Origin of the sequence: Niabella agricola, from assembly GCF_021538615.1 — a bacterium.
Taxonomy (GTDB): domain Bacteria; phylum Bacteroidota; class Bacteroidia; order Chitinophagales; family Chitinophagaceae; genus Niabella; species Niabella agricola.
This window is the reverse complement of record NZ_JAJHIZ010000002.1, coordinates 226,112-241,598: the sequence shown is the minus strand read 5'-3', so window position 1 is coordinate 241,598 and position 15,487 is coordinate 226,112. Positions and strand designations below refer to the sequence as shown.

The following is a 15,487-nucleotide window of genomic DNA, read 5'->3' as shown; positions in this document are numbered from 1 at the left end:
CCGGAAACAGGAATGTGGCCAGGATTACGATATAGAAAGATTAAATAAAAGTCAGATACGGTTGCCTGTCACGGCTATTAACGGCTGTTTCAGGATCTATTGAATTAATATACGGTTAAGTTGCCTTGCTGTCTTTGTACTACGTTTTTAAAATCTGAGACTGCGTTAATAACCTGGGTTTTGAGGTAATAAAAGAGGGTTCAGATTAATTTCCCTGTAAGGAACAGGATATAACTTCCTGTCTGGAGTAATGCTCATATTGGAGAGCCTTGTATCAATCGATTGATATTTGGTTTTAAATGCCTGCATGGTTGATACTTCCTTGCCCCACCGGATCAGATCGTGCCAGCGATGCCCTTCAAAACAAAGCTCAAGTCTTCGTTCTTTTTCAACAGCCGATTGTGTAGTTTCTTTAGACAATCCGGTAAGCGGCGACAACCCCGCTCTTACCCTTGTTTTATTAATATAAGAAAGCGCTTCTTCTGTCTTATCATTTTGGTTCAACGCTTCGGCATACATCAATAATACGTCGGAATAACGCAACACGGGCCAGTCATTATCGCCATCATTAAGAACCGGTACATTATATACAAATTTCTTTGCCCAATAATAGATCTTGGGGTTAGTACCATCTTTAAATACACCCACATAACTTGTTTTGCGTAAGTCACCAGCTTCAAAAGCATCATATAGATCCTGCGTCCCGGTATTATTACTCCCCGCGCCCAGGCTTACAATGGAGGTTCCGGATTTGGACGGAGCAAAAGAATGGGCAAAAGAGTTTCCAAGTCCCTGGCCTCCGGATAAATACTGAACTGAAAAGATAACTTCTGAATTTTTATCATTGCCTGGTCCGAAGAGCTTAGACAATGCAGGCTCAAATACATAAAGCGGAATAACCTGTTTTAATATAAGCGCTGCATCTGTCCACCTGCTTTGTTGCAGGTAAGCTTTTCCCAGGAGCGCCATAGCGGCTCCGCTGGTGACACGTCCTGTATTGGCACCTGTAAATTTGGCCGGCAACAAACCCTGTGCCTCTTTCAAATCTATTTCTATCTGTTGATACACATCACCAGCTGTGCTGCGCTTATAAGAATAGGCTTCCGCTTCTGTTTTTATTTCCTTCAGTACAAGCGGCACCGCTCCATAAAACTTTACCAGGTTAAAATACATAAGCGCCCTGATAAACTTTGCCTCGCCAATGTATTGCTGCCTTAAGGAATCTGACATGCTAATGCCACCAATATGATCGAGAATGATGTTGGCAGATGCAATGGTACGGTAAGCCTGGTTCCAGGGCCCGGATACACCACCTGTTGCCCGGTAGGTAAGCCAATCAAACTCTCCGTATCCGCCTTCGTTTTCGGTAAAGACCTGGGCGTTATCCGAGGGCAGCTCTGTATAAACCCAGTAACTATTATAGATATCCCTCAAGCTACCATAAGTACCGGTAAGCACGGCACGTATGTCTGACTCAGTTTTATAATAACTCCCCACATCAATAACATGTTGAGGAACAAGGTTTACAAACTTTTTTCCGCAGCCTACGTTCAACAGCACGTATAGTGCAATAAGTAAAGTGTATATTTTTGAAAGGAAATACCTCATGATTTTCAGTTTTACAATTTGTATTAAAACCCTACATTAAACCCGATGATTAAAACCCTGCTTGCGGGGTAAGTGCCCTGGTCAACACCGGGCCGATACGGCGAATCGCCGGTTACACTCGTTTCAGGATTATACCATTGATACTTTGTGAACGTGAGTAAGTTTTGCCCGGTCGCATAAAAACGAACCGCCTGCAGCTTAAACTTCTTCAATATCGATGTAGGCAGGGTATAACCCAGTGTTACATTTCGAACACGTAAGAAAGAAGCATCAGACACCGCCTTATTAGTAAGATTATTTAAAGGAGTTACACCCGAGGCCAGCGGAGCAGGATATTCTACATCCCGATCTGGAGCCTGGCTGTCAAACATATTATTGTAATAGATGGGACTGCTGTTTACATTGTGAACGCCAAACTGGTGACGTATGTTTCCGTTAATAAGATTAACGCCCTGTACACCTTGCATAATAAGCGATAAGTCGAGCTGTTTGTACTGTAAGTTGGCAGTTAAACCGTAAACAAAGTCGGGGAAGCCGTGGCCAATCACGGTCATATCTTCCTCATTGATCTTTCCATCATTATTCTGGTCTTTAATAATCCAGTCACCTACTTTATTTCCTGTAACCCACTGCGGGTGTTTAGCCAGGTCTTCGGCATATTTAAAAATACCCATCACTTCGTAGCCGCGCATCAGCCCCAGCGGTTCCCCCACTCTAACCTGGAATACATTATCCCAGCCAAAAATTGCCGACTGTGCAGGTAACGATGTTGGGCCACCCAGGTCGTTGACTCTTGTACGATTGGCTGAAATGTTAGCATCCAGCAACAAGCGAAATGCATTTATATTGAAATTCCCTTTGGCGCTTATTTCAAAACCATGATTACTTAAGCTTCCCATATTGGTACGGTATGTAGTGGCATAACCAATGATGCTGGGCAGGTCCTTTTGAAACAGCATTCCATCCGTTTGTCGCTTATAATAGTCAAAGGAAATGCTGTACTTGTCATTCAAAAATCCTATTTCCAAACCGAAATCCGTTTGCCGGTTCTTTTCCCAGGTTAAGTTATCATTCGCGAACCCGGATTGTGCAGCGCCAAAAGCCTTTTGCTCATTGAACACATAATTACGATCGATGATATTATTGGCCCAGGTAAAATCTCCGATATTAGCATTCCCCGTTTCTCCGTAACTGGCTCTCAGTTTCAACTCGCTCAGCACGGGTTGTAATGCGGCCATAAAAGGCTCTTCGGTAATACGCCATGCACCCGAAACAGAAGGGAATAGCGCAAACCGGTTATTAGGACCAAACCGGGATGATCCATCCTGCCGCAATGCCGCTGTTAGCATATACTTGCTCCTATAATCGTAGCTAAGCCGCCCACCCAGCGACATGAATGCATTTTGACTGTAGGCCAGTGAACCCAGAATTTCTGATGAAGCCAACGGGTTTTCTAAAAGCGTGGTAACATAAGTACCCGGTCGTCCGTTTACCGTGGTTGATTTTGCCTGGAATTTTTGAAGGGAATACAATAACAAGGCATTAAAGTTATGCCCGCCAATTCTCTTTTTATAAGAAGCTGTATTCTCCCATACCCAGTCTAATACACTGGACTGCGCTTCAGCAGCATAGATCTGGTTTATAACCGGGTTCGACAAGCTGGCAGCCGGTGCACTTCCATTGGCAAGGGTAGCCGGTATATAGGCGTACTGGTCGTTCATATTGAGTGTAGCGCCTATCGATGTCTTAATTTTCAGGTCCTTAACAGGTTGATATTCCAAAAAATTATTTCCCAGGATCCGGTATTCGCGAAGCCTGTTTTTAGAAAGCTCTAACACTCCGAGAGGATTAAAAAGTGCAGCCTGAAAAAACACCCCATTTGCCGAATTCTTCAACCCCCGGTACCCCTGCGCATAATCGCCATTTTCATCGTACACCGGCACAACTGGAGGCATCAGCACTGCCGAGTGGATGGGACTGGGCAATGCCCTGGCTCCCGATGTTTCGCTGGCAGAAGCCTCGCTAAACTGTCCTCCGGCAGGTTGCCGGTATTGCTGTGAGTAAGAGGGCGCCATGGATATACCCAGCTTCAATTTAGGGCTTAACTGGGCATCCAGGTTAAAGCGAATATTATACCGCTTGTAGCTGGTACCAATCATAGTCCCCTGCTGGTTAAAATAACCTCCCGAAACGGAATACTGCACCTTATCAGTACCACCTCTGGCGGACATCTGAAAATCTGAAATAGGTGCTGGTCGAAATATCACATCCTGCCAATCAACATCCGGGAGGCTTTGGGGATCGGTATCAAATACAGCCGGATAAGTGACGTTACGCATCCGGGCCGCATATTTTGAATACTCAATAAACTGATCGCGGTTGAGCAGGTCTACTTTTTTTGCTATATACTGTACGCCGGTATAAGCAGATACATTAAAGCTGGTTTTCCCGGCCCTGCCTCTTTTGGTGGTAACAATAACAACTCCATTTGCGGCTCTCGAACCGTAAATTGCTGCCGAAGCCGCATCTTTTAAAAGATCTATGGATTCAATATCGGCAGGATTGATCAGGTTAAACTGTGTTGCTTCCTGCAATGGGTAGCCATCTACTACAAAAAGCGGATCGCTGCTGGTGCCCAAAGATCCGATTCCCCGTATCCTGATTATTGGGGCTTCCCCCGGATAGCCACCTCTTCCCGATTGAACCTGTACACCGGACACTAAACCTGCCAGCGCTTCGCCCGGGGTTGAAACCGGCTGTATACCAATATATTTTCCGTCAGCCCTGGACACAGCAGTGGATATCTTTTTCCGGGCCTGTTCTCCATAACCAATAATCCGCACTTCTTCCATCTGGCTCTTTTGCTGTTTCAGTACCACATTCATATGAGCCCCGTCTTTTGCACGCAGTTCAACTGTCTGATACCCTACATACGAAAAAACGAGCAGTTCATTTTGCTCCTCAACCTGTATTTTAAAACTGCCGTCTGTATCTGTTATCATCACATTCCCGGTGCTATGCGCCGTTACAGTTACACCCTGCAGCGGCTGCCCGTCTTCGCCTGTAACCTTACCGGAAATAATCACTGATGCGGCAGCTGCTATTGGTATAGCCTGGGCAGATGTCCTTGGCCAGATAACTATGGTCCGGTCTTCCATTGAATAAGAAAGCGCTAAATCTGCGGCAATCTTATTCAACACATCACGCAAAGGAGTATTCTTAAAATTCAGGCTAAGCTGGCGACCGGTATTAACCCTTGTAGTTGAAACAAGCACACCATACCCCGTCTGCTTCCTTATTTCACTGATTAGCCTGCTTAAACTGACGTTACGGCCTGACAGTGTTAGTGATTGCCCGTGGGAGGCGGCGCTAACTTCCATAAATGTGATGATCAATAAAACAGTTGTCAGCTTCATAATCCGTAGCAGTTTTTTAATGCCATGCCATGGCACGCAAAATTGTTGTACAATTTTTTTATACATTTGAAAAGTCTGTTAATGACTCCGGTGTTGATATTTTTAACGGATACAGCACAGGAGCCTGTTTGAAAAATAGGTTTCTACAACAGATGGTAAAGGGCTTCGATGGCCGTCGAAGTCCTTTATTTATGTAGTGTTACAGCACCCGTTTCAGAGAATTGCACTCAATCGTCTTTTTCATTTTTTAGTTGGTTTTAATAATCAATATGGCAAATTTGCTAAGTACGGGTATGGCAGCCGGCTCAACGTTTTTTTGCTACAATAACATTCTTATCTTTTATTCTAAAAGTTACTACACCTGTACGTTCCAGCGATTTCAACACGGTAGATATGTTTTCAAAGCGACTCACGCTTCCATAAAAAGTTTCCTTTTTTAACGCAGGGTCTTCAAACTGAACCGTTATATTATACCACCTGGCAATCTTTGTCATTACGGCTTGCAGGTCTTCATTATCGAAAACGAAGAACCCGTTTTTCCAGGCAACCGCATCTTCCGCCTGCACCGTTTTTACCTCTATCTTGCCTGAGCTAAGTGCTGCCTGCTGACCCGGTTTTATCAGCCTCTCGCTACCGTTGCCCTTTACCTTCACGCTGCCTTCCAACAGGGTTGTTTTAATGCTTACATCTGTGGGGTAGGCGCTAATATTAAAATGAGTACCCAACACTTCTACCTGCTGAGCGCCTGTGGTCACAATAAAAGGATGCGCTTTGTCCTTGAATATTTCAAAATATGCTTCTCCCTCAAGACTTAGCTGGCGCCTGCCATTGTTGTAAAGTGCAGCATTATAAGTTAATCGTGAGTCTGCATTCAGCCATACCTTTGATTGATCAGGCAGGGTAACACAATAGGTTTCTCCGGGGGCCGTACTTAAAATATTTATTCCAGCAGCGATGTTATTGCCGGGTTTGATTTCATAGACCAGTTGTCCATCTGCTGTCTTTACAATCCGTATACCTCCTTCTTTAATTACCTCCCCTTTATTAATATCTGTCAGGCTGATTTTTTGACCATTATCCAGGGTTAGTGTAGCGCCAACCTTACCCGGTGCGATATTACCAGCCACAGCTACCTGTTCTGCTTCGGGGGAAGCCGGGGGATTTACTGACCTGAACCAGTAAGTACTCAGTAGCACAATCATAACGGAAGCTGCCACTCCAGCGGCCAGGCGTGGCCATAGCTTTACCAGTTTTTTCCTTTTTTGACTTGCTGTCCTGATTTCAAAAACACGATGTAACACCTGCTGTTGCTGGCTGGGGGTAAGTGACGCTTCATCTGTTTGCAGGTAAAAAGCCTCTTCAAGTATACTTTCCAGCTCCCCGCCAAACAACGGATCATCAATATAATCCCACAGTTCAGCCCCTTCTGTTTCAGACAAATCGTCACCAGACAGGTAGCGACTCAATAATTCCCGGAGCCTGGAAATATTTTTATTCATTTTAATTAGTTGCAATCATTAATCCCACGAGGGGCCTGTATATATTGACACCATTTTCAGAGAACCGGGGTAGTCTATTTTTATATTTTTTTAGGGCGTCAGTTAATGTCTTTTAACAGCAAAAAAATAAGTGCCGGGTAGCCGATCGAATGGTTTTTCAGATTTTCGCGGATCCGGGCAAGGGCTTGCTTCATGTGTACATGAACGGTTTTCGGGGATATCTGCATCTTTTCGGCAGCTTCTTCGTATTTTAATCCCTGTTGATGACAAAGTTCATAAGCCAGCTTTTGCTGGGGCGTCAGCGTGTTTACTACTTCGGCAACAACTTTTACGATCTCTTGATAATCGATTTGCCTGAGGGTTGTATTATCTGATTTATCAACGGCCAGGGCTATATCCCCTTCGGGACGAATTTGCCTCGACAAGTTGCGTAATACATTAAGAGCGTGATTTCGTACCAGCCGGTTCAGATAAGCCCCGAAAACTTCTACCTTAGCCAGGGCCTCCCTGGACTGCCACAGCTTTAAAAATACGTCCTGCACCATGTCCAGCGCCAATTCATCAGAATGTGTCAGTTTTTTTCCAAAGCCAAACACGAATTTCTGGTAATGATTAAACAACACTGTAAAAGCCTGCCTGTCTCCGGCAGCGATTTGTACCAGCAATTCTTTTTCACCAGACAGTGGCTTCAGGCTCATTGCAACTTCGTTAATTGATAGACCAGAATAATATTACCAGCAATAATACGCATATTTCTATAAACAAGTAACAGCGAGTTTGAGCCGCAGTTGATACCCAAGGTCATCGCATGAGCGATAAACCGAAGAGTCCGCTATCAGTATGTATAGCCGGGGAATGACACCGATATCGTTGAACAAGTAAAGCAAGTATATGGTGTGGATGTTAGTGAGGGGCACCATTTCTAATGTCATCAACCGCATTATAGAGCACATCAAAGAATGGCAGCAGCAGCCACCGGAAGTGGTGTATTATACAGTCTGGATGGACAGTATTGTGCTGAAAGTAAAGCAGAATGGCAAGTATATTAACAAATGCATTTACCTGGTTATTGGTTTGAAAAACGATAGATTAAAACAGGTGTTGGGCATGTGGATGGCTGAAACAGGATCAGCTTCTTTCTGTATGAGCGTACTGACCGATTTAAAAGCCCGGAGCGTGGAAGATATCCTGGGCGCTTGCACCGATAGTTCTCAAAGGTTTTACAGATGCCATCAAGGTAATATTCTCTGAACCTTTTGAGTGAAATTTTTGACCTTCAACGCTTCCAGCAACTCGTTATCTGTAATTGATAACGGCATTGAAACGGATACCCGAAGGCGCCCTTTCACCGAGGGAAGCAGTGTCCCTAACTACTCCTCACTAACGCCCCCACCAAACACCGAGAATACCGAACCGGCATGCGCACCGACATTAAACCTGGAACCTGAAACAAAATTGCCTCCCCGAAAACGTTATAGCAAAATATTCGTTTTTTAAGTGCCATAATTCCCCATTGTTGGCTAAATTTAACGGGCAGTGTTCCTGCATTATTGATCTGCCTTTTAAAACGAAGCCATATGTCTCAATCAAGAAGAACATTTATCAAACAGGCCTCCCTGGCTACAACAGGTACTTACCTCGCCTCCATGGGTTTTTCAGCCAAAAGTTATGGAAATATCCTGGGCGCCAATGACCGGGTGCGGGTGGGTATTGTTGGATTCTCCGACCGGTTCCGGAGTTCCCTGTTTCCCTCTTTTATGAACCACTATAAAAAACTGAACTTTGACATTACCGGAGTGTCTGACCTGTGGAATTACCGGCGCGACCAAGGCACGGCCTTCCTCTCAGAAAAACTGGGACACCCGGTGAAAGGATATCGTAATAATGAAGAATTATATGCGGCGAAAGATGTAGATGCTGTTATCATCAGCACCGCCGATTTCCAACATGCGCTTTGTGCCATTGAAGCTGTAAGCGCCAATTGCGACGCATACGTGGAAAAACCCTTTGCCGAAACGATGGATGATAACCGTGCCGCCTTAAAAGCGATTAAGGCTTCCAGGCAGATCATCCAGATCGGATCCCAACGACGCAGCGGCACCAATTATAAGGCGGCCGACGAATTTATTAAATCCGGTAAATTCGGTGATATCAACATGGTGGAACTTACCTGGAATGTAAACCAACCCGGACGCTGGCGCCGGCCGGAACTGGTAGCCAAACTGAAAAAAGAAGATACAGACTGGAAGCGGTTCCTAATGAACCGGCCTTTTGAAGACTGGGATCCGCGTAAATACCTGGAGTATCGCCTGTTTTGGCCCTATTCCTCCGGTGCCTTTGGTCAGTGGATGAGCCATCAGATCGACACCGTGCATTGGTTCAGCGGACTCAAACATCCGCGCAGCGTTACTGCAAACGGGGATATTTACCAATGGAAGGATGGCCGCCGTAACTGGGATACGACCACGGCGGTATTTGACTACGGACCGGAAAATGATCCTGCAAAGGGATTTCAGGTGGTGTTTATGAGCCGCATGACCAACGGAGATGAGCGGCCTGCCGAAGTCTATTACTCCAACGGTGGTGAGCTGAACCTGATCACCAATAAAGTTTCACCCAAAGGCGGACTGGAAGAAAAATTTGCCAAGCCCATGGGTATGCAGCCCAACCTGTTGCCGGAATTTTCCCTTACCGAAAAAGCGGAAAAAGTAGAAACTTCGGCCAACACCGGTGCTGACCCGCTGACGAGCAGCCATATGCTTAACTGGATGGAATGTGTGCGGAGCCGTAAGCAAACCAATGCCCCCGTAGAAGCGGGCTATATGCATTCCGTTGCAAATATTATGGCCACCGCCGCCGCCCGCACCGGCATGAAAGCCACGTTTGATGAACAAACGCAGGAGGTGATGGCGGGTGGAAAAGTGTTTAAATATTAGGTTTCCGGAATATTTATTTCTAAAGCAAAAAGCAGCAGCCACGGCCATGCCCGGGTCTGCAGGGCTCCGGCCAGTGTTTTCATTAGCCCCGGTTTGCCCTTACCGGAAACCGTGTCATTTGATGTCAGTTTATTATCTGCGACTGGTATACTTGTGGATCAACCGCGGTCAATTCTATCAAAAATGTACAATCTCCCTGGTGGTGGTTTGTGAAGACACAAACCATTGCTGCGGCACAAATCATTTCCGTGGCCCGGGTCTGCGCAGTTCCGATCAGTGTCTTACTGACCGGAAACCGAAACACGCTGAATGCCGGTTCAGCCCCACAATTCAAAACTTTCGATCCGGCGCTCATTCACCAGGTACTCCTCCAGTTGCGCCAGCTTTTTAGTGGGGATCATGAGGTTTAACGACACGATCATTTTTTCGGGAAATGACTCCAGCCTCACCTGCTCTTTCCGGGAAATATAGGGTCTTAGCTGTTGGATGATTTCATTTTTGATCATGGTATTATTGTGCAGCAGCACCATTTTGAGCGTCCGGCTGGTCTTTCCGGAAAAAAAAGCCCGGTTCAGGTAGCGACCCGTATAAACGATCAGCAGACTGCTGCCCAAAAAAATAGCAGCAAGATAGATCTTTCCAAAACCAATAGACATACCCAACGCAGCCGCCATCCAGATTACGCTGGCCGTGGTGAGGCCCGATACATTTATCCCGTCTTTAAAGATCACGCCGGCGCCCAAAAAGCCGATGCCACTGACCACATAGGACGCGATCCGCGCACCGTCGGCATAGGGTCCGGTGATCTTTAACGACAAAATAGAGAACAAGGCAGAACCCAGGCAAATAACAGAAATCGTTTTCAGACCGGCAGCCTTGTCCTTCAGCTCCCGTTCCATGCCCAGGATACAACCTGCCAGCAACGCCAGCAATGCCTTGTAAAGGTCCGTTATTTCAAAAATATCTGTCATCGCATGTGTTTGCTCTTCGAAACTTTGTGCTTGGAACCTAAGGTTTCGAAGAACGATTAAAACAACTCCTGCTGGTTGGTTGGTTTTTCATTTTCGACCCACTCCATCACCACCGATTTGTTGTAATCCGTCAGCTTGGCTCCCACGGCTTTCCAACCCATCACGTCGGTAATCTTGGCTAGTTTGAACTTGGCGCTCCGGATCTGGCTACCCTTCCCGCTTTGCACCATCAGTACCGGTTCTTCCATCGTGGTAGCACATTCCAGGTAATTACCGTCTCCTTCCTTTATAAACAGAAATTTATTTTTCAGCGTAGAAGTTTCAATCTTAAACCGCTTCACATTAAATTGTAACAATTTCTGATCTACATAAACGGCCGTAATGATCTTTTCAGGATCAAAACGCTCAATCAGCAACACTTTTTCTGCATCAAATTTCTGCGTCATTTCCTGGTCGGTGATTTCGTAATAGCCATCTGAATAGATGACCAGGATCCGGTCGTCCGGTTCAAACATACCCAGGTACTGTCCTTTATCTTCGGCGCTCAACCGCCCAAACTTATCGTCAAACCAAAGTTTCCTTCCGCTAAGAGTGGCACGGCCCGCTTCCTTAAATTTAACCGACTTGATCGGGTACTTGGTTACCTGGTTTCCCATGCTACTCCGCCCTTTAATAGCCAGTTCTTCAAAATAAAACTCGAGTTCTTTAACCCTTGCCGAAGAATTCGGACTCAGCGTAATTTTTACGACCTCTGCTTCCCCGTTGGGATTTACGGTAAAGTAATGCACTTTGCTCTTCTCATCGCCCTTGGTAAGATCGTATACCTTATCACGGGTAATACCGGTTACGTTAAACCGCTTGGCATAACTAACCCCGGTTTTCCCATCCACATAGATCATGTTATACGTGGTGCGCTCATCATTCTTTAAAAAGACAGCGGCATGCAGAATGTCCTTACCCACAAAGGTTTTGTCCGATACCTTGATCACCTTCATGATGCCCCGCTTTGTAAATACAATGATATCATCCAGGTCGGAACAGTCAAACAAGAATTCCTCTTTTTTCAAACCGGTACCAATAAAACCGCCGGAACGGTCTATATAAAGCTTGGTATTAGCGATCACCACATTCCGGGCTTCAATCACCTCAAACTGCTTGATCTCCGTTTTCCGCTCCTTGCCTTTACTGAATTTTTTCAGCAGGTTTTCAAAATAAGCCACCGCATAATCCACCAGGTGCTCCAGGTCGTATTTTACCTGTTTGATCTCTGCTTCCAGCCCTTTGATCTGCGCATTCAGTTCGTCAATATCCAGGCGGTAAATCCGGCGAACGGGTTTCTCCGTCAGCTTCAGGATGTCTTCCCGGGTTATATCCCGCTTCAGCTGCTTTTTAAAGGGCACAAAGGCTTTATCGATCGCATTGATCACTTTATCCCAGGTCTCATATTTTTTCTCCAGTTCCTTGTAGATCTTTTCTTCAAAGAAGATTTTTTCAAGCGAAGTATAATGCCATTTCTCGTTTAGTTCCGCCAGTTTTATTTCCAGCTCCTTTTGCAGCAGATCCTTAGTATTATCGGCTGAGATCTTCAGCAGGTCCGGAACCGAGAGAAACCGTGGTTTTTTATCCACGATCACGCAGGCATTGGGGGAAATGGAAATTTCGCAGGAAGTAAATTTATACAGGGCATCAATGGTGATGTCGGGCGAAATACCCGGGGCCAGGTCTACCTGTACCTCCACATTGGCAGCGGTATTATCCGTCACCTTTTTGATCTTTATTTTCCCCTGGTCATTCGCCTTTACGATCGATTCGATCAGCTGATCGGTGGTTACTGCGTAGGGCACGCTTTTGATCAGCAGCGTTTTTTTATCCAGCTCCTCAATATGCGCCCGTACTTTTACCTTGCCCCCTCTTTTCCCATTATTATAATCGGCCACATCAATCATGCCTCCGGTCTGAAAATCGGGGTACAATTCAAATTTCTTACCCTTCAGGTATTTGATCGATGCTTCGATCAGTTCAATAAAGTTGTGCGGAAGGATCTTGGTTGATAAGCCCACGGCAATCCCTTCGGCTCCCTGTGCCAGCAGCAGCGGGAACTTCATCGGCAGCGTGATGGGCTCATTATCTCTGCCGTCGTAGCTCAGTTGCCAATTAGTTGTTTTGGCATTAAAGGCCACTTCCAGGGCAAACTTGCTCAGGCGCGCCTCAATATACCTGGAGGCCGCCGCATCATCACCGGTTTCCACGTTTCCCCAGTTACCCTGGGTATCGATCAGCAGGTCCTTCTGCCCCATATTTACGAGCGCATCCCGGATGCTCATATCCCCGTGCGGGTGGTACGACATGGTTCGGCCCACAATATTTGCCACTTTATGCAAGCGGCCGTCATCCATCTGCTTCATGGTATGGAGGATCCGGCGCTGTACCGGTTTTAGTCCGTCTTCTATAGCAGGCACCGCCCGCTCCAGGATCACATAGGAAGCGTAATCCAGGAACCAGGTTTTAAACTGGCCCTGTAACCCGGTGATCTCATTGTCTTCAAATGTTCCTTCTGCTGTTGTGCTATCGTCTTTCATGTTCTTTCTTTCCAATAAGTCCTAAATGCGTATAATTAAATCCTTGTTTTAACTTCAGTCCGTACCCAAGGATCCGGTCTAATGACGCGTGGCCAAAAAGAATGATCCCCAAAAAAATCAATACCTGGCTGGCCAGTGCAATGCCGGCAAGATAAAGCAAAATGGCCACTGTTTTGTGATGAAAAAGATTATACAAAACGGCCCCTGCCCTGTTGCTGATCAGGTATCCCACCATGCTGATATCGGGCCCGAAAAGCAGCAGCAAATATATCCACCAGGGGGCATGGTAGCTGTAAAGCCCTGCGATGGCCAGCACGGCCATTCCAATCTCTTCAAGGGTGAGGAGCGTTTTCATCATTTTTCCCGGTTCAGGATCCGGCATCCGTAATGGGCCCTTCTGCTATTTCCTTTTTTCCAGCCAGCCGTACATCAAAGCTTTTCCAGTCTTTATCGGTTTCTCCTTCTGTGGTTATTTTCCCGGCGGCGATCAATTCCTTCATCCGCCACATGATAAACACATCGCCGGTTTTGATCTTCATCCGGTTCAGGGTGTTGGATAGCACCCGCGTGGCCTTTTGCCATTCCCCGGTAAGATTCTTTAAAATTTCTTCGTCATAAAACGAAGTATCACGGCCTGCGATCTTTTTGCCGCCTTCCAGGATCCGTACCAGCGCATTTTCCTGAACCAGTTTATTCCATTCGTCGGGGTCTATTTCAAACTCACTTAAAGTTACCGGCCGCGCCAGCTTTCTGGCCTTTAAAAATTCCGATGGGCGGATCTCCGACAGCCAGGAGGGGTAAAAGATCTGGCCTTTATCATTAATAAACGGTAGGTTATTCATATACAATACCAGGATGCGCCCCTGGAATTCCTTCAGTTGAGGAATGAGCCAGTAATAGCCGCTTACATCGTGCTGGTTTTGTCCCATCCATATCCAGATTACCTCTTCCGGATCGGCAGTCAGTTGCGCTTTCAAAGCAGCTACCGTTTTCCGGTCGTCGAAACTGCCTGCCAGCTCGTCCGGATAAGGCGATCCTTTTAGCAGTTCGCGCCACCATTCCACCCGGGCCTGCCACCCCTCCTCTGTATCCAGGCCGGCAAGCGGGCCTACGGCAAAATCATCCCGGATCTGCACCACGGGTCCCTGCAGGGTTTCATCGAGCGCAATCACCTGCTGCATCAGTTCCACCTCCACCTGGTTAAATACGATATGGATCATCTTTTGTGTTTTATAGTGGCCGCAAATCTAAAACAAAACAGCCTCAAACCCAAGACGGGTTTAAGGCTGGAATAAAGTTGCCTTCCGGGATTTCCGAACCTAGCTGAACAGGTCCCTTATTTTATCAAAGAAGCCTTTTTCGGCCTTTTCAGGCTGCGGTTTCAGGTTGGACGATTCCGAAAGTCTTTCCAACAGCTCCTTTTCTTCATCAGTCAGTTGCTGCGGTGTCCACACATTTACCTGAATCAGCTGGTCTCCCTTTTCGTAATGTGCGTGTACATTGGGGAAACCCTTGCCCTTTAACCGGAATATTTTACCGCTCTGCGTGCCGGGCGGAATTTTGATTTTTGCCCGGCCGTCGATAGTAGGCACTTCCAGGCTGGTACCAAAAACCGCATCGGTAAAGGAAATATGCAGGTCGTAGGCTACGTTCAGCCCTTCACGGTGCAATTCTTTATGTGCTTCTTCTTCAATCAGCACAATCAGATCACCGGCGGCACCTCCGCGCTCCCCGGCATTTCCCTTGCCGCTTACGCTTAACTGCATCCCGGCCTGTACCCCGGCAGGAACGTCGATGGTAATCGTTTCTTCCGCGTATACCCTTCCCTCACCTTTACAGCTGCCGCATTTTGCGGTGATGGTGGTTCCTTCCCCATTACAGGTCGGACAGGTAGTTACCGTCTGCATTTGTCCCAGGAAGGTATTTTGTACGCGGCGCACCTGGCCCGAACCCTGACAGGTACTGCAGGTTTGTACGCTGCCCTTATCCTTGGCACCGCTGCCGCCGCAGGTGGTACAGCTTACATATTTTTTTACCTTGATATTTTTAGTAACGCCTTTGGCGACCTCTTCATAACTCAGTTTCAGTTTTACACGCAGGTTACTGCCTCTTACGCCTCTTGCCCGCTGTCCCTGCCGGCCGGCGCGCCCGCCACCAAAAAAGCTGCCGAACAGATCCTCTCCGAAAACATCCCCAAACTGGCTGAAGATATCGTCCATATTCATGCCACCGCCAAAACCACGACCGTTGCCACTTACACCGGCATGACCAAACCGGTCGTACTGAGCCCGCTTATCCGCATCGCTCAGAATTTCATAAGCCTCGGCCGCTTCCTTAAACTTGTCTTCCGCAGCCTTATCACCCGGATTCCGGTCGGGGTGAAACTGCATCGCTACTTTACGATAGGCTTTTTTTATTTCGTCTGCAGACGCAGATTTGGAAACACCCAGGACCTCGTAATAATCTCTTTTTGACATT

At 46.7% G+C, this 15,487-nt stretch carries 10 protein-coding genes and 1 pseudogene; 2 read left to right on the top strand and 9 right to left on the bottom strand.

Going from position 1 to position 15,487, the window contains the following annotated elements; translation table 11 throughout:
• Window positions 1-165: 165 nt before the first annotated feature.
• From LL912_RS01395 to LL912_RS01380, 4 genes are all read right to left on the bottom strand, one after another.
• Entirely contained in the window at window positions 166-1,608 is a 1,443-nt protein-coding gene (locus tag LL912_RS01395) for a RagB/SusD family nutrient uptake outer membrane protein (protein ID WP_235551767.1), read from the bottom strand.
• A gap of 23 nt (window positions 1,609-1,631) precedes the next feature.
• A complete protein-coding gene (locus LL912_RS01390) occupies window positions 1,632-5,024 on the bottom strand; it encodes a TonB-dependent receptor (RefSeq protein ID WP_235551766.1) in 3,393 nt (1,130 codons plus the stop codon).
• A 305-nt stretch (window positions 5,025-5,329) separates the two neighbouring features.
• Window positions 5,330-6,523: a FecR family protein gene (locus LL912_RS01385; RefSeq protein ID WP_235551765.1), complete on the bottom strand. Its 1,194-nt coding sequence runs from the start codon at window positions 6,521-6,523 to the stop codon at window positions 5,330-5,332.
• A gap of 98 nt (window positions 6,524-6,621) precedes the next feature.
• Window positions 6,622-7,221, bottom strand: a complete 600-nt coding sequence (locus LL912_RS01380; RefSeq protein ID WP_235551764.1) for an RNA polymerase sigma factor — start codon at window positions 7,219-7,221, stop codon at window positions 6,622-6,624.
• A 69-nt stretch (window positions 7,222-7,290) separates the two neighbouring features.
• Here LL912_RS01380 and LL912_RS01375 point away from each other — a divergent pair.
• Window positions 7,291-7,775 (top strand): annotated as a pseudogene (locus LL912_RS01375) (IS256 family transposase); the annotation flags it as partial.
• A gap of 325 nt (window positions 7,776-8,100) precedes the next feature.
• On the top strand, window positions 8,101-9,459 hold the full coding sequence (locus LL912_RS01370) for a Gfo/Idh/MocA family protein (protein WP_235551762.1): 1,359 nt from the start codon (window positions 8,101-8,103) through the stop codon (window positions 9,457-9,459).
• Between the two features lie 317 nt (window positions 9,460-9,776).
• Here the strand turns inward: LL912_RS01370 and LL912_RS01365 are convergent, their stop codons facing one another.
• From LL912_RS01365 to dnaJ, 5 genes are all read right to left on the bottom strand, one after another.
• Window positions 9,777-10,430, bottom strand: a complete 654-nt coding sequence (locus LL912_RS01365) for an MgtC/SapB family protein (protein ID WP_235551761.1) — start codon at window positions 10,428-10,430, stop codon at window positions 9,777-9,779.
• 56 nt (window positions 10,431-10,486) lie between these two features.
• Window positions 10,487-13,009, bottom strand: a complete 2,523-nt coding sequence (locus LL912_RS01360; protein ID WP_235551760.1) for a DNA gyrase/topoisomerase IV subunit A — start codon at window positions 13,007-13,009, stop codon at window positions 10,487-10,489.
• Complete coding sequence (locus tag LL912_RS01355; RefSeq protein WP_235551759.1) at window positions 12,996-13,367, bottom strand: DUF4260 domain-containing protein; 372 nt, start codon at window positions 13,365-13,367, stop codon at window positions 12,996-12,998. Before LL912_RS01355 ends, LL912_RS01360 begins: the two co-directional genes overlap by 14 nt.
• 10 nt (window positions 13,368-13,377) lie before the next feature.
• Window positions 13,378-14,229: a DUF1835 domain-containing protein gene (locus LL912_RS01350; protein ID WP_235551758.1), complete on the bottom strand. Its 852-nt coding sequence runs from the start codon at window positions 14,227-14,229 to the stop codon at window positions 13,378-13,380.
• A 99-nt stretch (window positions 14,230-14,328) separates the two neighbouring features.
• Window positions 14,329-15,486, bottom strand: a complete 1,158-nt coding sequence (dnaJ, locus tag LL912_RS01345) for a molecular chaperone DnaJ (protein WP_235551757.1) — start codon at window positions 15,484-15,486, stop codon at window positions 14,329-14,331.
• Window position 15,487 lies beyond the last annotated feature (1 nt).